Here is a 15,351-nt window from a genome sequence, read left to right as displayed (position 1 = left end):
AGATCTTCTAACTATTGCAATGTTAGAAAGAACTCATACAATCGAACAGTGACCGTTTATCACCCCGACCTGGATCGACTCGCGGTCGAAGATGTCCTGGCCGCGCTGGGCAACCCGGTGCGGATGCTGATCGTGCGCGAACTCGCCGCGTCCGAGCAGGCGCGCACCTGCGGGAGCCTGCCGCTGTCGGTCACCAAACCCACCGCCACCCATCACTGGCGGGTGCTGCGCGAATCCGGTATCACCCGGGAGCGGCGGGAGGGGCGGACCAAATTGGTCGAGCTGCGCCGCGAGGAACTTCAGCAGCGATTCCCGGGCCTGCTCGACGCCGTGCTGACCGCAGCGCCACCCCTCGGCACACCCTCGACGGAATCAGGCGCACGCCTGGATGTTTCGACGCCGTAGCCGCGGCCGCCGGCCTACGCCGAGAGTGAACCGGATACGCGCCGCGCGTGATCTACGGTCACAATGGCGTGGATCGGCTTGCAGTACGCCAGGAGGGTTCAACCGATGAGTGAAGTGCTTCTGACTCCGCCCGATGCGACGGAGGTGCGGCTGGTGGCCCGCGGCGTGGCGACCGCCGCGCAGGGTGAGCAGGGGCTCACGCCGCTGCAGCAGTTGCTGATTCCGGCGCTGTTCCTGTCGCTGACCGGGCATGCGGTGGAGTTGGCGGAGCTGGAGCCGATCAGCCCGCAGGAGTACGCGGCCGGGCTGACCCGGCGCAACCGGATCTTCCGGGAGCGGGTCATTCAGACCATGCTGCTGGCGGCGCTGGTGGTGCGGCCGCTGCCGGCCAGTGTCGCGGACAAGCTGCAGCAGTTCGCGGATGCGCTGGGCGTGGACGACGATATGATCTCCGTCGCCCGCAAATACGCCGAGGGGGCGGAAGATCTTGCGGCGGTGGATTTCTCCCGCAACGGCTATCTGGGCGGGATCGACACCACGCGCTTGAACGCCCTGCACACCAGCGAGCTGGACAGCTCCTGGAGCGCCGTCGTCGACGATCCGGCACTGGCCGGGCGCTGGGCGCAGCTGCGTGAGCTGCCCATGGGCACCCTCGGGCGCGGGGTGGCCGACTTCTACCGCGACCGCGGCTTCGTCACCCCCGGCCTGCCCGGGTCCGCGCCGCCGCTGCTGGCCCAGCACGACTGGGTGCACGTGCTCGCCGGATACGGCACCACCCTGGAGAACGAGATCGAGGTGTTCGCCTTCATGGCGCGCGCCAATGACGACCCACGCGCCTTCAGCCTGCTCGCCATGGTCATCTCCCTGTTCGAGACCGGGTATCTGCGTTCCGGCGCAGGGCTTTTCGAAGCGGACGCGGGCCATCTGCAGGCCACCGGCATGGCGGGGCGTCTCGGCGACGCCCTGCGCCGCGGCGCCCTCACCACCGGCAGCCACGATTTCCTCGACCTGGACTGGTTCACTCTCGCCGATCGCCCGATCACCCTGATACGCAAGGAAATCGGCCTGGTTCCCAAGTCCGCCGCAGCCCTGAGTTCCGGCTCGGTCGGCCCCTGGCAGCCCGGCGGAATCACGCCCTACCAACTCAATTCCGCCCGCACCAGCGCCCAGGCCGAGGACCGCGACTACATCCCCTGGACCCCCGACCCGGCCCGCGATTGATCCCGCCCCGCGCGCGAGGCCTGCTCCAGGAATCAGACGGCCCTGCGGCGGCCTCGGTGAGCACAGGGCCCGCGGCCGTCTCGGTGAGCACAGGGCCCACCCGAACGGAGCCGAGTCCGGCAATGCACGGCACGATCTCCCCGCTGTCGATGCCTGGCGAGGAGTGGATCAGGCGGAGCCGAGTAGGTCGAGCATGCCGGAAACCGCTGCGGGCCAGGTGAATTGCTCGGCTCGGGTGCGGGCGGCCTGGCGGCGTTGCAACAGGGGGCGGGACAGGACGTCGGTGACCGCCCGGGCGAAGGCGTTCGGGTGATCGGCGGCTACCGCGCCGCAGTCGGCGGTCACGATATCGGCGAGGGCCGAGGAGCGGCTGGCGACGACGGGAGTGCCCGCGGCGAGGGCTTCCAGGGCGGCGAGGCCGAAGGTTTCGTGGGGGCCGGGAGCCAGGGAGACGTCGGCGGTGGCCAGCAGCGTGGCCAATTCGGTTCTGTCGGTGATGAATCCGGTGAAATGTACGGCGGGAAGGCCGTCGTGCAGCGGCGGAATGGTGCGGGCGCGGCGCTCGAGGGCTTCGCGGCGCGGGCCTTCACCGGCCACGACCAGGCGGGCGTTCACGCCCTCGCGGCGCAGTCGGCCGAGGGCTTCGATGCTGCGGTCGACGCGCTTCTCCACCGAGAGGCGGCCGCAGTGCACCAGCAGGGCGTGATCGTCCGCACCGAGGTCGGTGCGCAGGCGGTGGTCGTGTCGGTCGGGGGTGAACATGTCCAGGTCGACGCCCAGCGGTACCAGTTCCACATTCGGGACGTCGATGCGCTGAAACTCCTCACGGGCGAATTCCGTTGTGCAGACGACGATGTCGTAGTTCTGGGCGGTGCGGCGATTGGCGGCGTCGGCGGCCCGGCGGGCGGCGGGGCCCGGCAGCACCTGGCCCAGGAGGCGGTCGAGTCGCTCATGGGAGATCATCACCCCCGCCACATCGCGGCGGCGCGCCCAGTTGCCGAAACCGCGCAGTGTCAATCGATCCGACACCTCCAGCACATCGGGGCGCAGTCCGGCCAGCACATCGGCCACCCGCCGGGGATGGGCCGCGCGATAGCCGCCGGTCCACGGAATCGCGGGCGCGGGCACGGTGATTCGCAGTACCCCCGAGGGCAGCAACTCCTCGCCCCGGCGCGGGCCGGGGACGATCAGCACCACCTCGTGTCCGGCGGCGACGTATCCCGCGCCGAGGTGATGCAGTGCGGTGCGCAGCCCCCCGGAGCGCGGACCGTAGAAGTTCGCAAGCTGCACGATGCGCACTCGCTGATCGTGCAGGGCACCGGGTTACCTGCGGGACCTGATGCACCAACGCCGTATGAACTCCAGCGGAAGAAGCCGCAACCCGAAAGCCCGGCGCCACCGACCGTTCGCCCGGCCGGACCCCTAGTGCAATGCGACAGCGCGAAACACGGTGGTCGGCGCGGCCGTCCGTCCGGCCTGACAACGGCGTAACCCACATGACGGGTCCGCATCCACTGGGGACCGCGCGCATGGGCGGGGACGCGCGCACCGCCGTCGTCGATTTCGAGCATCGCGTGTTCGGCGCCACCGGGCTCTGTATCGCGGACGGTTCGGTGGTGCCGACCTCGCTCGGGGTCAACCCGCAGGTCACCATGGCCATGGCCATGGCACTGCGGGCGGCCGATGCGATCGGGCCGAGCTGCGGTGAACAACAGCACAATCCGGACTGGCGCGGTGCAGGCGATCTTGGTACACCTTGGTACACGAAAACCGGAGTGATCCGGGTCATTCGGGGAACAGGGGACGCATCATGGAAGCCAGAGCCGAACTCGAGCGGGAACTGGGTGGGCCACTGGCTGCGCTCGATCTGCTGTCTGAAGCCGAAACCGCCGATCTGCTGCAGGTTTTCCGGCAGGCGCAGCGCACCGAGACCTCCGATATGGTCGAGGCCGTCGACAAGACCGTCAGCGCGCTGCCGTGGCCCCTGAGCACCGCGGCCAAGAAGATCATGTTCGGGAACAAGCTCGGATGAGCGATCTGGTCACCCGGGCACAGCTGACGCTGCTGTCGCGGACGCTGCACGTGCCCGTGGAGCGGCTCGAACACCTCGAGAAGCTGGGTGCGCAGCACCTGCACGAACTGCAGGAGCGCATGGCGAAAGTGATCTTCGCTCAGCACAATGCGACATTCTCGCGACTGAGCATGCTGGTGCCGGTCATTCCGCTGAGTATTTCGCTGCCGCTGGTGCAGCGCATCGTTCCGCCGATGATCGCGGGGCGCGCGGCCGGTGCGATCGGTGTCGATCATCCGCGCAAGGCGGCCGAGGCGGTCGGCATGCTGAAACCCTCGTATGCCGCCGACGGTGCGCCGTACCTGGATCCGCACACCGTCGGGCAGCTCGCGGAGGTGGCGCCGCCGGGACCTGTCGTCGCGATCGTGAACGAAATACTGCGGCGCAAGGACTATGTGACCGCCGGGCCCTTCCTCGCCTATGCCACACCGGAATTGATTCGGGCGGTGGAGCAGGGCACCGACGACGATGAGGGATTGATCCGCTCGGCGGCGTACGCCTACTCCAGCGAGAGCATCAGCATGGTGGTGCGGCTGCTGCTCGACGGGCTCGGACAGCGGATTCCACGGCTGGTGCAGACCATGATCAACGGTTCCACCGAACTGCAACTCGCCGCGCTGTCGGTGTTCTCGCGCTGCGAACGCGATGTGATCGCGGGTATCGGCGACATCCTGTTCGATACCGGGTCCGCCCAGGAGATCGGTGCACTGGTGCGTGCCTTCGTCACCGCCGGTGCGATGCCGGAGACGCTGCGGTTCATCGGCGAGTTCAGCCCGGCCGCGCTGGATCTGCTCGCCGCCAATCCCGTGATCGGTGAACCGGAGACGATCGATGCCGTGGCGGCCGTGATCGACGGCAATACCGAGCCGGTGGTGTGGCGGGGGCTGCTGGAATTGGCCGAACGCGTCGATCCGGTGATCGCGCGCCGCCTCGGCGGGAAGGTGTCGCGGTTCGACAGTGCGGTGCTGGCGCGGGTGCCCGGCGTGCTGACCGCCGCGCACCTGTGGCCCCCGCTGCTGCGCGTGCTGGCGGCCGCCGAGCCCGACGCACAGTCGCGGATCGGGGAGGCGTGGTCGGGGCTGCCCGATGCGGAGCGACAGGAGATGTTGCAGCGGATTGCGGATCTGGGCCTGGGCGAACAACTTTCGGCGTTGATGGCGACCTTGCAGATCACGCACTGAGGGCAACGCCGCAACACTCCCGAGCGAGCAGACGGGACGTGCTGGTACTCAGCGCAATTCCTCGACCGTGCGCGCGAACGCGGCCGCACCGTGGCCCAGCCCGCCAGCTCCCGGGATTGCTCGGGGCTGGTGCTGTTCAGGTTGATCCAGTCGCGGCCCGCAAGATCGGCGGCGACCGGATCCAGGGTTTCGTGCACCGACGCGTGATCGAGCAGCACGGTCAGGAGCAGTCCTTTGCCACCGGCCGCCGCGGCCACCGATTCGGCCCGGATTACACCGGCTGCACCAGACCCCGCAAACGACACGGCTTCCGCACGCCCGCCTACATCCTCAACCAACTACTGTTGAACCCACCTACTGTTGCATCGACCGCCTGAATCCACCCGGCGTGTCGCCTCCATCAGAGCCCGCTCGGCGTTCGGGGGTGGTGGGTGGCGGCGTGGTGGCCGGCGGTGCGGCCGAAGGCCAGGGCGTCGGCAATGTGGAAGCCGCCGTCTTTGGACCAGGAGTAGGTGGAGCTGAGGTTGCCGGCGGCGTAGAGGGCGGGGATTACTTCGCCGAAAGGGTCCAGGACTTGGGCGTTTTCATTGCGGCGGGGGCCGCCGTTGCTCCAGGCCAAAATCGGGGCGGAGGAGAAGGCGTAGTAGGGGGCTTCGGTGAGCGGGGCGAGAGTGCGGGGGTGGCGGGAGAATTGGTCGTCGGCGCCGGCTGCGCAGGCGGCGTTGTAGCGGTCGACGGTGTGTTGCAGGGTGTTCGGGTCCACATCGAGCAGGGCGGCGAGTTCGGGGAGAGTGCCGGCGCGGTGGATCCAGCCCTTGTCGATTTCGGCGGTGTTGTCGGGGCTCCAGTCGTAGCCTTCGATCTGCTGGGCCCAGCTGACCGCGAGAACGTCACGGCCGGGGACGATCGGGCCTGCGCGGCGGGCGGATTCGTCGAAGAGGATGACCATCGGTTCGGTGGGAAAGAGCTGGTAGCTGCCGTGGATACGGGCGTGGCCGTGGCGCAGGGCAACGGTTTCATTGCAGCAGCGGCGACCGTCGCGGCCGAGGTAGATGTAGGCCTTGGAGTACGGGAACGCGGTGTAGAACCCGGCTTCGTAACCGGGAGCGCGTAATCCGGGCAGGGTCATCATGTTCGCCATATGCCACAGGTCGGCGCCGGCCTGCAGTGCCATGCGGTGGCCGTCACCGGTGGCGGCGGGCGATCCCCAGATCACCGGATCGGTGAGACCGAGGTGGTCGCGCACCATGCCGGGGTCCGCCTCGAAACCGCCGGTGGCCAGCACGATTCCGCGGCGGGCGCGGATGCGCAGGCCGGTCCCGTCGGCGGCGGTGGCCAGCAACCCGGTGATGACACCGTCCTCGACCACCAATTCCCTTGCGGGAGTCCGCAATCGCACCTCGATACCGCGGCTGCGCACGGCCTCGGCGAGCGCGGACCACAGCAGGCCGCCGCCCATCTTGCCGTCCACCCCGATCCAGCCGGTCATCACATCGCTGCCCTCGAGTTCGGGATACTCCGGCGGCGCCGGGACCGCCAATCCGACCGTGATGCCCAGGCTCTGCATCCATTCGGTATTGCGGGCGGTCTCCCGTGCCCACGTCTGCACCACCGGCTCCGGCACCGGCCGCCCGGCGCTGAGACTGCGCAGATAGGTGGCGGCCCGCTCCGGATCCCGATTCTCGAACCACACCGCCCCGGACACCCGCGTACTGCCGCCCTCCCTCCCGGCCGCCATCTTCTCCAACACCAGCACCTGCGCCCCGGCATCGTGCGCGGCGATAGCGGCCGAACATCCCGCCGCCCCGAAACCCACTACGACAACATCGGTTTCGACATCCCACCCACGGGATCCGGATTCGCTCATGACAGCACTACCCTTCCGTTCGTCCTGCCTGCGAACGGTCCCAGACCACACCCCGTCCGAAAACGCCCCTCCCACTGAGCGGGACCTCCCGCACTGATTCGCCCTGCGCTGCGGACGTCCGCACAAGCCTTCACACGGCAAGTGAGCCGGGCGGCCACCCTCAATCGCACCCCGCGCAGCGACCGACAGTTTCACCGGGCACCTGTGCCGGCCAAGTAGTCACCATGAGCATTCGCACAGCGAGTCGGCCGGGCCCACACAAAACCGCCTCCGGCGCAGCGGCCGACAACTGCGCCGGGCAAGCGGTCACCGTGAGCGTCTGCGCGGTGAGACGCGGTCAGATCCGGCCTCACCGGTAAAAATCGGGGCTACGCGGCATATTTCGCGCTGTGAGGGTGCTTTTTGACCGCTCAGACCGATCTGATCAGCCGGCGGCGGGCAGCGGGGTGCCGAACCAGCGGGACAGGGCTTCGGGGAGGCCGTCGGCGGCGGTGTCGCCGGCCCAGGCGACTATGCCGTCGGGGCGGATGAGCAGGGCCGAGAGTTCGCGGGGTTGAGCTGCTTTGGCGGTGACAACGGTGAGGCGATCGGGCCAGCGGGCGGCGATCGCGCGGAGCTCGGCGGAGTCGGTCAGGTCCAGGAGGATGCCGGTGCCGGTGGCGAAGTGCTCGCTCAGGCGGGTGCCGTCGGTGAGTTCGATATCGGGGTCGACCGCGCCGGTGAGGGGGTGCACGCCTACCGCGCAGGTATACGACGCCCGCGCCGCCGGGGCGCGGTGGGCTCGGTTTTCGGTGCCGGCCGCGCCCGGACGGGGTGTCAGTTCCAGCCGCGTGAATCCTGTTTCAGGGCGGTGTCGATGGCCAGGCCGGAGGCGACGACCATCGACAGAAGGGGCTGGGGGAGTTGGTGGTGGAGTTGCACGACGTAGTTGTCGGCGGTGGTGAACATGTTCTTGAGCAGGCCCTCCCAGGTTTTTGTGATGCGGGCGACCTCTTGGCCGGTGTGGTCGTGGATGGCGAAATTCCAGGCGCGCCAGTTCTCGGCGCGAATACCGCCGATTTGCTGACCGTTCACCACAAAGGAGAAGTTGATCTTGCCGATCATGTTCTCCTGGATGATCTCACCGATGGGGGCGCCGCTGCCGTGCTCGATCAGGAAGCGCGATTTGAGAATCTTGGCCGGGCGGGTGACACGCAGCAGGGTCTGGCCGTGGCCGTCACGGATCTCCAGTTTGTGCGTCATGAACTGGTCGTAGCTGGACATGAAGCGCACGGCCTTCTTGAGCGCGCTCTGCCCGACCTCCACCACCGCGCCGATCTGGCGGCCGTTCTGGTCGAAAACGCTGTACTCATTGGCCATTTCGATGAGCTTGACCTTCTGGTTCACCACCAGAATCGGCTCGGTGAACACGGTGCCGCCGCCCGCCTGCGCGGCGTTCACCCCGGCCTGCTGCCGCACCTGGCGCTGGATATCGGCGGGATTGTTCGCCGCGCCGACTTCCAGCTCCCACGGGTGCGCATCGCTGCGCGGCGGATACTGCTGCTGCGCGTATTGCCCCTGCGCGTATTGCTGCCGGCCTTGCGCGTATTGCTGCTGCGGCTGTTGACCGTATTGCTGCTGCTGCCCCTGCGGCTGCTGTTGGCCCTGCTGTTGCTGGCTGTACTGCTGCTGCCCTTGCGGCTGCTGGGCGGCCTTCGGTTGCTGCGGCTTCGCCGGGTGTTGCTGCGGCTGGGTGTGATTCGTCCATTGGCTGCCGTCCCACCACCGCAGGACGGCAGAACCTGGACTCTCGGGGTACCAACCCGGGGGATGACTCATGGCCGCATCCTAACGAGCTACTGAGAGTCTGCACCTTTTGCCTTTTTCGCCGCATCTGCCCGCCTATGATGAGCGGTCGAATACGGGGAGTCCGGACCACGGGCTCCGAGGACGGGGAAAGCATGTCTGCCACAGTCGAATTCGCCTATGGCGGAACCTCACCGACCCGGGCGGGCCTATGACCGATCTGGTGACCCGCGCACAGCTGGTACTCCTGGCAAGGACCCTGCACGTCCCGGTCGAACGGCTCGCACATCTGGAACGCCTGGGCGCGTCCCGGCTGCACGAACTGCAGCAGCGCATATCCGGCGCGCTCTTCGACCAGCACACACCGGTTTTCGAACGCATCAGCACACTGGTGCCGATCATTCCGCTGAGCATTTCCATCCCCATCGTGCAGCGCATGGTGCCGCCCACCATGACCGGGCGCGCGGCGGGCGCGGTCGGCGTGCAGCATCCGGGCAAGGCCGTGGACGCGCTGCTGCGGTTGAGCATCAACTACGCGGCCGACTGCGCGCCCTATCTGGATCCGCGCACCGTCGGCCAGCTCGCCGGGGACGCCCCGACCGCACCGGTCATCGAGATCGTGAACGAACTGCTGCGCCGGCGCGACTACATCACCGCCGGGCCGTTCCTGGCCTATGCCACACCCGAATTGGTGCTCGCGGTCGAGGAGGGCGTTCCCGATGACGAGGGCCTGATCCACTCGGCCGCATACGCCTACTCCGGTGAGAGCATCAGCGCCATAGTGCGGCAACTGCTCTCAGGTCCCGGCCACCGCGTTCCGAAACTGCTGGGCACCGTGCTCAACGGATCCAAGGAGCTGCGGCTGGCTGCGCTGTCGGTCTTCGCCCGCTGCGCGCCCGATGTCGTCGAGGCGGTCGGTGACATCCTCTTCGAGGTCGCGCCGCCCTCGGCCATCGCCGATCTGCTCACCACCTTCCTGGCCGCCGACGCCACCGACGATCTGCTCCGCTTCGCCGGTCAGCTCAGCCCGTCCGCCCTGACCCGGCTGGCCTTCAACCCGGTGATCGGCGAGAGCGCCGAAGCCCTGATCGCCGCCGTCGACGGCAGCAGCGAACTGGCCCTGTGGCGCGGTGTGCTGGAACCACTGGCCCGCACCCCCGCCGAAGTACGCCGCCGCGCCGGCACCCGCCTGGCCCGGCTGGACCCCTCGACCCTGATCATGCTGCCCGCCATCGCCCAGGCCGCCCGCCTGTGGGCGCCGCTGCTGTGGGTGCTGGCCGCCACCGATGTCGACGTGCAGGCCCACCTCGGCGAGCTCTGGGCCACCTCCACCCGCCTCGATCCGGAGATCCTGGAACGCCGCATCGCCGACCAGAGCCTCGAGTCCCTGCTGGCCACCCTCACCATGACCCTGCGCGTGCTGCGCTGACCATGACCCTGCGCGTGCTGCGCTGACCCGAGCCCGGCCCGCGGAACACGACCCGGCCGCTGTCGGACACGAACCGCCTCGATGGAGACGCCGTGCCGGGCGACGGCCGCTGCCTCCGCCGGCCTCCGGCTGTGCGGAATGCCGGTCGGAGGAAGACCGGCCACAACGTGGCGTGCGCGGTCGTGGAACCGTTCGATCTGGTCGCCGGGCGATTGCTCGCGCAGATCCGCGCCCTGGCCCCGACGCGTCGGCGTGCGGCGATGCCGGGTGGAAACCCTTGCGCGAAGGTTGATTCGAATTCGCGCGGGTGGGGCTCACCTGCGCGGGCGACACCACCGCGCGACGGCACTCGGGGGCGGGGCGGCGGCGAGGTGGTAGGAAAGGGACGTGTCCGAAACTGGCGAACCTCGTACGTCCCGCGCCGTCTCCGAGGTGGTGGACCTGGTCAGCGCGCTGATCCGGTTCGATACCTCCAATACCGGCGAACTCGAGACCACCAAGGGTGAGCGCGAATGCGCGCAATGGGTGGCCGATCAACTGCATCAGGCCGGGTACACCACCGAGTATGTGGAGTCCGGCGCGGACGGGCGCGGCAATGTGTTCGCGCGTTTGAAGGGTGCGGACTCGAGCCGCGGCGCGCTGATGATGCACGGGCATCTGGATGTGGTGCCCGCCGAGGCCGGCGACTGGAGTGTGCACCCGTTCTCCGGCGCTGTCCGCGACGGCTACGTCTGGGGCCGCGGCGCGGTCGATATGAAGGATATGGTCGGCATGATGCTGGCCGTGGCCCGGCAGTTCAAGATCGAGGGCACGGTGCCGCCGCGCGATATCGTCTTCGCCTTCCTGGCCGATGAGGAGAACGGCGGCCGCTGGGGTTCGCAGTGGCTGGTGGACAATCGGCCCGATCTGTTCGCCGGAATTACCGAGGCGGTCGGCGAGGTCGGCGGTTTCTCGCTGACCGTGCCGCGCCCGGACGGCACCGAGCGGCGGCTGTACCTGGTCGAGACCGCGGAGAAGGGGCTGGGCTGGATGCGGTTGCGCGCCAAGGCGCGTGCCGGGCACGGCTCGTTCCTGCACGAGGACAATGCCGTCACGATTCTGGCGCAGGCGGTGGCGCGCCTGGGCACGCACACCTTCCCGCTCGTGGTATCCGATTCGGTGGCCGAATTCCTGGCCGCCGTCACCGAGGAGTCCGGACTGCAGTTCGATCCGGCCAGCTCCGATATCGAAGGGCAGCTGGCGAAGCTGGGCACCATCTCCCGCATCATCGGCGCCACCCTGCGCGATACCGCCAATCCGACCATGCTGCAGGCCGGATACAAGGCCAATGTGATTCCGCAGACCGCCGAGGCCGTCATCGACTGCCGCGTGGTGCCGGGCCGGCAGGCCGAATTCGAGAAGGAGGTCGACAAGCTCATCGGCCCCGATGTCGAGCGCGAGTGGATCACCGAACTCGACTCGTACGAAACGACTTTCGACGGGCACCTGGTCGATGCCATGAACGCCGCCATCCTCGCGCACGATCCGGACGGGCGCACCGTGCCCTACATGCTTTCCGGCGGCACCGACGCGAAAGCCTTCGCGCGGATAGGGATTCGCTGCTTCGGCTTCGCACCGCTGCAGCTGCCCCCGGAGCTGGACTTCACCGCCCTGTTCCACGGCGTCGACGAGCGGGTTCCGGTGGCATCGCTGGAATTCGGGGCGAGCGTGCTGGAACACTTCCTGCTGAACTGCTGAGCCGACCTTTCGAGAGGACATCGCGTGCCCGACTACACCTATAACCCCTACGCCCCGCTGCCGCAACTGCCCGAGTTCACCCTGACCTCGAGCGATCTCACCGAGGGGCAGCCGCTGCACCTGGATCAGGTCAGCGCGCTCGGCGGCGCGGGTGGCAAGGATATTTCGCCGCAGCTGAGCTGGTCCGGATTCCCCGCGGAGACAAAGAGTTTCACCGTCACCGTCTTCGACCCGGACGCCCCGACCGCCTCGGGTTTCTGGCACTGGGTGGTGGCCAATATTCCCGTCACCACCACCAGCCTCGAGACCGGCCAGGGCAGCAAGGGCGGCGTCCTGCCCGCGGGCGCGGTCGTGCTGCGCAATGACGCGGGCCTGCACGAGTACACCGGCGCCTTCCCGCCCGCCGGACACGGACCGCACCGCTACTTCGTGGTCGTGCACGCGGTCGGCGTGGACAAACTCGAGGTCGACGAGAGCGCCTCGCCCGCCTACCTGGGTTTCAACCTGTTCCTCAATGCCATCGGCCGCGCCACCCTGATCGGCACGCACGAGCAGAAGTAGAGTTCGCGGCCGTGGATCCCGGCCGAAAGCAACCGGGATGACGGGCTCGATATGACTGTGGCCCTGGACAATTGGTCCAGGGCCACAGTCATATCCAGTGCCGTCAGACAGTGCCGATCAGGACAGGTTCACGACATTGTCCGGGGCGGGGGTGGTGTAGAGCGCGGCGATCTCGGCCGCGTACTTGCTGGTGATCGGGTTGCGCTTGAGCTTGAGGGTGGGGGTCAGCTCGTCACCGCCGGGCTCCCAGCCCTGCTCGAGGAGCACGAAGCGCTTGATCTGTTCCACGCGTGCGAGTTTCGTATTGGCAGCGGCCACCGCGGCCTTCACCTCGGCGATGATCTCCGGGCGCGCGGAGAGCGTCTTCAGATCGGCCTCCGGGATGCCCAGGGCCTTGGCGCGCACCGCGGCGGTATCGGGGTCGAGCACGATGAGCGCGGCGATGTACGGCTTGGCCTCACCGATCGCCACCACCTGGCCGACCAGCGAGGACGCCGAGGTCACGGTGTTCTCGATATTGGTGGGCGAGAGGTTCTTTCCCGCCTCGGTGATGATGAGTTCCTTCTTGCGATCGACGATGGTGACGTACCCGTCGCCGTCGATGGTCGCCACATCACCGGTGTGCAGCCAGCCGTCGCCGTCGATGGCCTCCTTGGTCTTCTCCGGCATCTTGCGGTACCCGTGGGTGACGATATCGCCGCGCAGCAGCAGCTCGCCGTCCTCGCCGAGGCGGATCTCGGTGCCCTGCAGCGGGATTCCGACGGTGCCGGGCTTGGGCTTGTTCATCGGGGTGTAGGTGCCGACGCCGGAGGTCTCCGACATGCCCCACACCTCGGTGACCACGAACCCGAGCCCGAGCATGTACTCGAGGGTCTCCGGCGGAATGGCCGCCGCGCCCGAGGCCGCGACCTTCAGTTCACCGAAACCCAAGGCCTCCCGCAGTTTCGACAGCACCAGGGCGTCGGCCAGCTTGTGCTGCACATCCAGCAGCAGCCCGCGCCCGCCGCCGGACAGGTCGGCGCGCGCGGCACTGATGCCGACGCCGATGGCCCAGTTCGCCAGCGCCTTCTTCACCGGGCTGGGCTCGGTGGCGAGCTTGGCGTCGATACCTGCCTTGATCTTCTGCCACACCCGCGGCACGCCGAAGAAGGCGGTGGGGCGGGCATCGGGCAGGGCGGCGGCGATTTCGCGCGGGTCCGGCACGCAGGTCATCTGCACACCGGTGAACAGATTGGCGCAGTGCCCGGAAATGCGGTCTGCCACATGGGCGGCGGGCAGATACGACACCGAGCGGTCGTCGAGGCCGACCGTCAGCGGGCCCGAGACGAGTCCGACGATCTGCGCGACCACATTGCGATGGGTCAGCTCCACGCCCTTGGACGGGCCGGTGGTGCCGGAGGTGTAGATGAGGGTGGCGACATCGTCGGATTTGACCGCCTGCCACGCGGCATCGAAGTCGAAATCGGCGGCGGGCGCGGCCTCCACCTCGGCGAGGGTGAGCGTGCCCGCGGCCGAGCCCTCGACCAGCACGATGTGCTCGAGCTCCACGCCCGCTCCGCGCACGGCGTCCAGGAACGCCGGTTCGGTGATCACGATCTTGTTCTCGGCATTGGTGAACAGATGCGCGATCTGCTCGGCCGAGGAGGTGTTGTAGATCGAGAACGGGGTCGCGCCCAGATGCAGGGCGGCGGTGTCGACCAGATTGAACTCGGGACGGTTGGTCAGCATGATGCCCACGGTGTCGCCCTGCGTGACCCCGATTCCGGCCAGCCCCGCCGCAATGCTGCGCACGTGCTGCCCGTACTCGCGCCAGGTGATCTCCCGGGTGCCGCCGACGGTGCGGATCGCGACCTGCTCCGGACGCAGCGTCAGCGTCTGCTGGAACGCCGCCGGAATCGTGAAAACCGTTTTGCCCGATTTGTGCGGATAGCCGATGTCTGTCGTCATAACCCTTTTCCGATTGCCTCTCGCTTCACCCGCCACCCGCATGCACCCATTCGACCTGCGAGAACCTCGACGTCCGAGAAGACACCCAACCGACCCACGCACATGGCCACACGCCCTGCTGTGGCGCGGCTCACTCAGCTTAGCCAGAAAGTCGCGCCTGTGTCGCGCGCTCCATCTGCTCCGCTCCGGCCGAAGCCCGCGAACGCGTGCGCGGGCCCGACAGTCGCCGCATCGCCGTTCGGGAGCGAATCCACGCGGTCGCAGCCGCGGGATGGGTCAGCATCCATGCCATCAGCACCACGCTCTGACTGGCCACGACAACCTCCCGCCCGGCGAAGAACGGCGCCGCCAGCGCGCCGCCGACCATGACCGTCCCCAGGATTCGCCTGCCCCAGATGGCTACTCGCCACGCCAGCCGCGAGGGCAGCCGATGACCGCCGAGCCGCCGCTTGGCCTCCAGATAGGCCATCGCGCGCGCACTGCGCGGCACCGTTGTCAGCGGAACCGGAGTGACGGCCAGTCCTGATCGGCGCAGGGCCTGCGCCTTGCCCGGATTGTTGGTCAGCAACCGTACCGACCCCGGGCCGAGTGCGGCGAGGAATTCAGCGGCCTGCACATAGCAGCGCGAATCGTCCTCGACCGCGAGCATGCGGTAGCTGGCGTACGTGTCGACCCGTCGCAACTGGGTGATGCGCAGTCCCTTCGCCTTCGTGATCAGTCCCGCGCCACGACCCTCCTGCTCGAGATAGATCAGTACGCCGACACCCTCGGACTGAATCCTGTTCATGGCCAGCTGCAGTTCGGGACCGCAATCGCAATCCTGGGACTCCAGCGCGTCGCCGTAGAGGCACCGCGAGTGGATTCGGACCAGTGGATCGGAGTGCACCTCGGGATCGCCGAACAGGAGCGCATGCCCGGCCGCACCGCGGTCATCGAATTCCACTACGCGCACGCGCAATTCCGAGCCCCTGCGGGTCAGTTGGTGCTCGGTCTGCGCGGCGAGACGATCTGGCTCATTCTGAACTGGCGCTCGGGACGGAGAGGACACGTCGGACACGACTGAGCTGCCAAGGATGGTCGGCACGGCAGAACCGTACAGCCGACCGGTCGATTGTGCCTGTCGAATGGGGACTCGAATTTGCCGAAA

General features: G+C 68.1%; 13 protein-coding genes and 1 pseudogene. 8 read left to right on the top strand and 6 right to left on the bottom strand.

Features of this window, described 5'->3' with window-relative positions; all coding sequences use genetic code 11:
- Nucleotides 1–48 precede the first annotated feature (48 nt).
- On the top strand, nucleotides 49–405 hold the full coding sequence (locus OG716_RS09700) for an ArsR/SmtB family transcription factor (RefSeq protein WP_405137309.1): 357 nt from the start codon (nucleotides 49–51) through the stop codon (nucleotides 403–405).
- 105 nt (nucleotides 406–510) lie between these two features.
- A complete protein-coding gene (locus OG716_RS09695; RefSeq protein ID WP_405137308.1) occupies nucleotides 511–1,626 on the top strand; it encodes a hypothetical protein in 1,116 nt (371 codons plus the stop codon).
- A 168-nt stretch (nucleotides 1,627–1,794) separates the two neighbouring features.
- Here OG716_RS09695 and OG716_RS09690 read toward each other — a convergent pair whose 3' ends face one another.
- Nucleotides 1,795–2,925, bottom strand: a complete 1,131-nt coding sequence (locus OG716_RS09690; RefSeq protein WP_405137307.1) for a glycosyltransferase — start codon at nucleotides 2,923–2,925, stop codon at nucleotides 1,795–1,797.
- Nucleotides 2,926–3,056: 131 nt separating this feature from the next.
- Here OG716_RS09690 and OG716_RS09685 point away from each other — a divergent pair.
- The 3 genes and pseudogenes from OG716_RS09685 to OG716_RS09675 form a co-directional block, all read left to right on the top strand.
- A pseudogene (locus OG716_RS09685) lies at nucleotides 3,057–3,275 on the top strand (GMC oxidoreductase); the annotation flags it as partial.
- Between the two features lie 161 nt (nucleotides 3,276–3,436).
- Nucleotides 3,437–3,658: a hypothetical protein gene (locus tag OG716_RS09680; protein ID WP_327139593.1), complete on the top strand. Its 222-nt coding sequence runs from the start codon at nucleotides 3,437–3,439 to the stop codon at nucleotides 3,656–3,658.
- Nucleotides 3,655–4,878: a hypothetical protein gene (locus OG716_RS09675; protein WP_405137306.1), complete on the top strand. Its 1,224-nt coding sequence runs from the start codon at nucleotides 3,655–3,657 to the stop codon at nucleotides 4,876–4,878. The genes OG716_RS09680 and OG716_RS09675 overlap by 4 nt, the downstream gene beginning before the upstream one ends.
- Nucleotides 4,879–5,278: 400 nt before the next feature.
- Here OG716_RS09675 and OG716_RS09670 read toward each other — a convergent pair whose 3' ends face one another.
- The 3 genes from OG716_RS09670 to OG716_RS09660 all read right to left on the bottom strand — a co-directional run bounded on the left by OG716_RS09670 (nucleotide 5,279) and on the right by OG716_RS09660 (nucleotide 8,563).
- Entirely contained in the window at nucleotides 5,279–6,745 is a 1,467-nt protein-coding gene (locus OG716_RS09670; protein WP_405137305.1) for an FAD-dependent oxidoreductase, read from the bottom strand.
- A 424-nt stretch (nucleotides 6,746–7,169) separates the two neighbouring features.
- The gene (locus tag OG716_RS09665) at nucleotides 7,170–7,478 is read right to left on the bottom strand and encodes a hypothetical protein (RefSeq protein ID WP_405137304.1); all 309 of its coding nucleotides are present in this window, start codon (nucleotides 7,476–7,478) and stop codon (nucleotides 7,170–7,172) included.
- 83 nt (nucleotides 7,479–7,561) lie between these two features.
- Complete coding sequence (locus tag OG716_RS09660; protein ID WP_405137303.1) at nucleotides 7,562–8,563, bottom strand: phospholipid scramblase-related protein; 1,002 nt, start codon at nucleotides 8,561–8,563, stop codon at nucleotides 7,562–7,564.
- Between the two features lie 178 nt (nucleotides 8,564–8,741).
- Between OG716_RS09660 and OG716_RS09655 the strand changes: the two genes are divergently transcribed.
- From OG716_RS09655 to OG716_RS09645, 3 genes are all read left to right on the top strand, one after another.
- Complete coding sequence (locus tag OG716_RS09655) at nucleotides 8,742–9,959, top strand: hypothetical protein (RefSeq protein WP_405137302.1); 1,218 nt, start codon at nucleotides 8,742–8,744, stop codon at nucleotides 9,957–9,959.
- 387 nt (nucleotides 9,960–10,346) lie between these two features.
- Entirely contained in the window at nucleotides 10,347–11,696 is a 1,350-nt protein-coding gene (locus OG716_RS09650; RefSeq protein WP_405137301.1) for a M20/M25/M40 family metallo-hydrolase, read from the top strand.
- A 24-nt stretch (nucleotides 11,697–11,720) separates the two neighbouring features.
- Complete coding sequence (locus tag OG716_RS09645) at nucleotides 11,721–12,257, top strand: YbhB/YbcL family Raf kinase inhibitor-like protein (RefSeq protein ID WP_405137300.1); 537 nt, start codon at nucleotides 11,721–11,723, stop codon at nucleotides 12,255–12,257.
- A gap of 117 nt (nucleotides 12,258–12,374) precedes the next feature.
- On the opposite strand, the gene OG716_RS09640 is transcribed toward OG716_RS09645, so the two are convergent.
- Both OG716_RS09640 and ribA read right to left on the bottom strand, forming a co-directional pair.
- The gene (locus OG716_RS09640) at nucleotides 12,375–14,204 is read right to left on the bottom strand and encodes an AMP-dependent synthetase/ligase (protein ID WP_405137299.1); all 1,830 of its coding nucleotides are present in this window, start codon (nucleotides 14,202–14,204) and stop codon (nucleotides 12,375–12,377) included.
- Between the two features lie 139 nt (nucleotides 14,205–14,343).
- Nucleotides 14,344–15,252, bottom strand: a complete 909-nt coding sequence (ribA, locus tag OG716_RS09635) for a GTP cyclohydrolase II RibA (RefSeq protein WP_405139613.1) — start codon at nucleotides 15,250–15,252, stop codon at nucleotides 14,344–14,346.
- Nucleotides 15,253–15,351 lie beyond the last annotated feature (99 nt).

The sequence above is a fragment of the Nocardia sp. NBC_01388 genome (assembly GCF_045040085.1).
GTDB lineage: Bacteria > Actinomycetota > Actinomycetes > Mycobacteriales > Mycobacteriaceae > Nocardia.
Note: the sequence above shows the minus strand (reverse complement) of the source record. Positions and strands in the feature narration are given on the sequence as shown.

Coding starts and splice junctions, on each gene's coding strand:
- OG716_RS09670 (WP_405137305.1), bottom strand. CDS start 6,745: ATGAGCGAATCCGGATCCCGTGGGTGGGATGTCGAAACCGATGTTGTC.
- OG716_RS09675 (WP_405137306.1), top strand. CDS start 3,655: ATGAGCGATCTGGTCACCCGGGCACAGCTGACGCTGCTGTCGCGGACG.
- OG716_RS09655 (WP_405137302.1), top strand. CDS start 8,742: ATGACCGATCTGGTGACCCGCGCACAGCTGGTACTCCTGGCAAGGACC.
- OG716_RS09680 (WP_327139593.1), top strand. CDS start 3,437: ATGGAAGCCAGAGCCGAACTCGAGCGGGAACTGGGTGGGCCACTGGCT.
- OG716_RS09640 (WP_405137299.1), bottom strand. CDS start 14,204: ATGACGACAGACATCGGCTATCCGCACAAATCGGGCAAAACGGTTTTC.
- OG716_RS09660 (WP_405137303.1), bottom strand. CDS start 8,563: ATGAGTCATCCCCCGGGTTGGTACCCCGAGAGTCCAGGTTCTGCCGTC.
- OG716_RS09695 (WP_405137308.1), top strand. CDS start 511: ATGAGTGAAGTGCTTCTGACTCCGCCCGATGCGACGGAGGTGCGGCTG.